Raw genomic sequence first — 3,173 nt, 5'->3', positions numbered from 1 at the left:
CTGCCGCACCAGCGCCTCGTCGATCGTGCGCGTGGCGGCGCGCCGCTGCCGCCATTGCTGCAGCAGCGGCCACGCCAGCAGGATCATCGCCACCGCGCCGACAAGCAGGCTGATCGAGATCAGTGTGAACACGTCCATGGCGGGCCTCTAGATCGACCGGGCGAGCCGGTAGAGCAGGAACGCGCCTGCCACCTCGAGCCCGGCCGCCGTCAGCAGCATCGCCTTGCCGCCCGGGTCACGCCACATCAGCAGGATGTAGCCCGCGTTGAAAACGAACATGCCGCCACCCACGATTAGCGGCAGCAGGCCCAGCACCCACGCCGACATACGTGTCTCCGCCGAGAGCGCCATCAACTCGCGTTGCGCCTCTTCACGATCGCGCATGAAGGTGGCGGTGCGTTCCATCACCACGTCGGCGCGGCCGCCATAGCGCTGCGAGAGCCGCAGCACCGACGACACGATCACGAGTTCGTCGAGGTCGTAGGCCCGGCCCATCTGCAGCACGGCCTGATCGAGCTCCTTGCCCGCGCGCTGCAAGTGAATCACCTGCACCAGGCACTGACGCAGCGGCGGTTCGGTGTTGGCCACCGAATTCTGGAAAGCGGCTGGCACGCTGCTGCCGATGGTCATCAGCCGCACCACGCCATCGAGGAATCCGGGCAACTGGCGCAGCATCTTTTCCTTGATCCTGCGGATACGCAGCCAGACGAAGAAGCACAGCAGCATCAGTACCATGACCAGCATGGCCCCCGCGCCGATGCCACCACCCACGATGGCGCCACCGAGCACGGCCAGCGCCATCGGGACGCTCACGACCAGATACGTGCGGCGCGTGGGCTTCAGGTCCGCCCGCCGCATCAGGTCGTCCCAGCGTCGGCCCAGATCACGCGCGGCCGATTGCGGCGTCGGGTCGCTGACCGTTGCGTAGCGCGCGCGTACCTGCTCCGTCTGCGCGGTCAGGTGCGCGCGGGCGTCCTCGGCGCGCGACCGGCTTCGTGCGGCGGCGAGCATCAGCAGGCCCAGCCCGACCATGATCATGGCGAGCGCGGCAATGAAGAGGCTGGCGCTAGAGATCAAAGCGGTCATCCAGCGCGAAGTTGGCCGGCCGCATCCGCGCCAGCTTGGGCGAATGCGGCAGGATGCCAAGCGACTGCCAGCGGTCGCTTTCGGTGCCATCCGGGTTCTGCACCGGCTCGTGCCGGTAAAGCTCCTGCGTGGAAATGATGTTGTCGCCCAGCCCGGTCACTTCCGTGATCGACAGGATGCGGCGCCGGCCATTCGACAGACGGCCGATCTGCACGATGAAGTCGATCGCATTGGCGATCTGGCGGCGCAGGCTGACTTCGCTGCCCTGGAAGCCTGCGAACCCGGCCAGCATTTCCAGCCGGTACAGGCATTCGCGCGGGCTGCTGGCGTGGATCGTGCCCATCGAGCCGTCGTGGCCCGTGCTCATCGCCTGCAGCATTTCCAGCACCTCCCCGCCGCGCACTTCGCCTACGATGATGCGGTCCGGACGCATCCGCAGGCTGTTGCGCAGCAGGTCGCGGATCGTCACGGTGCCGGTACCTTCGAATCCGCCGGGGCGACTCTCGAGCCGGACCACGTGCGGGTGATTGAGCGCCAGTTCGGCCGTGTCCTCGATCGTGATCACGCGTTCGGTGGACGGGATGAACGTGGCCAGCGCGTTGAGCAGCGACGTCTTGCCTGAACTGGTGCCACCGCTCACGAGGATGTTGCAGCGCGCGCGCACAGCGGCATCAAGCAGCTCGGTAATCTCCGGGCTCATCGTGCCGAGTTCCTGCAGATCGAGCGGTGTCAGCGGATCCTTGCGGAACTTCCGGATCGAGACGACCGGACCTTCCAGTGCCAGCGGCGGGATGATCACGTTGATACGACCACCGTCTGGCAGGCGCGCGTCGACCATCGGATTCGATTCGTCCAGCCGGCGGCCAATCGGCGCCAGGATCCGCCGCACGATGCGCAGCAAGTGCCCGCCATCGGCAAAGCGCACCGGAATCCGCTCCAGCACGCCGTGGCGCGACACGTAGACGTCCATGTGGCCGTTGACGAGAATATCTTCCACCGCCGGATCGTTGAGCAGATCCTCGATCGGCCCGAAGCCCGCCAGCTCGTTGGTCAGCGCCTCGGAAATCTGACGCAGCTCCGCTTCGTTGATCGGAATGCGGCGCAGGCGCGTGAAGCTCTCCAGCTCCAGATCGACGAAACGCTGGATGGCCACGCGCGACCAGCGCCCGAACTCGGCGCCAAGCTCCTCGATGCGCGTGAGCAGGTGTTCGTGCGCGGCCTCCTTGATATTGTGAAACTCCTGCGAAACAGGAAACGGGGCGGCAGCGTTGTCCGAGAATTCGATTGCGTCGGTCATGTCAGTTTCCTACCCTTGCGGCGCGCACCGGGCGCAGCACCTGGGGCAACTTTTCCTTGATCCGGGCCAGGACGCTGCGCTCGGGCACCTGCCCTTCGCGGAATCCCAGTCGTTCCAACAGCACGCCGATAGCGCGCACATAGGGGTCCGCCGGCGATTGGTCGGCCAGCAGGACGCCACGATTCCCGGCCTGCAACAGCGCGGCGCGCCGCTCGGGCAGCACGCCCACCGAGGCCACGCCGATCCGCTCGGCGATCTGTTCCGCATCGACCCCGAGTTCGGCGTCGAAGCGCGATACCAGCAGATGCAGGTCATCGCGCTCGACCTCGCGCTTCTTCAGCTCCTGCAGCAGCTCTGCCGCGGAGACGATCGCACCGACGCTCTGCTCGGCCACCAGCACCACGGTATCGGCAGCCTTGACGATCTGCGCCATGAACTCGGCGTTCGAGAACCCGCCAAGGTCCACCACCTGGAGATCGAAGAACTCGCGCAGCCGGTCCAGCAGCGCCATGGCCTCGGAAAACGAGATGTCGCGCATCTCCGCCAGACTGGCTGGCAGCGGCAGCACCGACATGCCATTGGCATGCCGCACGATGGCGGTATCGACGAACACCTGGTCGAAGCGCCGCAGGTTGCGCACCGCTTCGACAAAATGGAACTCGGGCGAGACGTTGGAATAGAGGGCGCCGTCGCGTGCCGGCAATCCCAGATCGAGCAGCAGCACCTCGGCCTGCGCGCCGCGGCGTGCGGCCGCCGCGAGATTCACGGCCAGGCTGGTGACGCCCACGCC

Annotated in this window: 2 protein-coding genes and 1 pseudogene; all 3 read right to left on the bottom strand. The window is 66.6% G+C overall.

What is annotated here, in order from left to right:
- Positions 1-147 precede the first annotated feature (147 nt).
- Positions 148-1,074: a type II secretion system F family protein gene (locus D769_RS18625; RefSeq protein ID WP_040011126.1), complete on the bottom strand. Its 927-nt coding sequence runs from the start codon at positions 1,072-1,074 to the stop codon at positions 148-150.
- Positions 1,067-2,383 (bottom strand): CpaF family protein, encoded by a 1,317-nt coding sequence (locus D769_RS30720; RefSeq protein ID WP_008648144.1) that lies wholly within the window; start codon positions 2,381-2,383, stop codon positions 1,067-1,069. Before D769_RS30720 ends, D769_RS18625 begins: the two co-directional genes overlap by 8 nt.
- Before the next feature lies 1 nt (position 2,384).
- Positions 2,385-3,173, bottom strand: a pseudogene (locus D769_RS18610) (pilus assembly protein); the annotation flags it as partial.

The organism is Cupriavidus sp. HMR-1, from assembly GCF_000319775.1.
GTDB classification, from domain to species: domain Bacteria; phylum Pseudomonadota; class Gammaproteobacteria; order Burkholderiales; family Burkholderiaceae; genus Cupriavidus; species Cupriavidus metallidurans.
The sequence above is the reverse complement of the archived record's forward strand: the minus strand, read 5'-3'. Positions and strand labels throughout refer to the sequence as shown.

What these genes read in the sequence shown, in the direction of transcription:
- D769_RS30720 (WP_008648144.1), bottom strand. Translation starts at nt 2,383, where the DNA reads ATGACCGACGCAATCGAATTCTCGGACAACGCTGCCGCCCCGTTTCCT.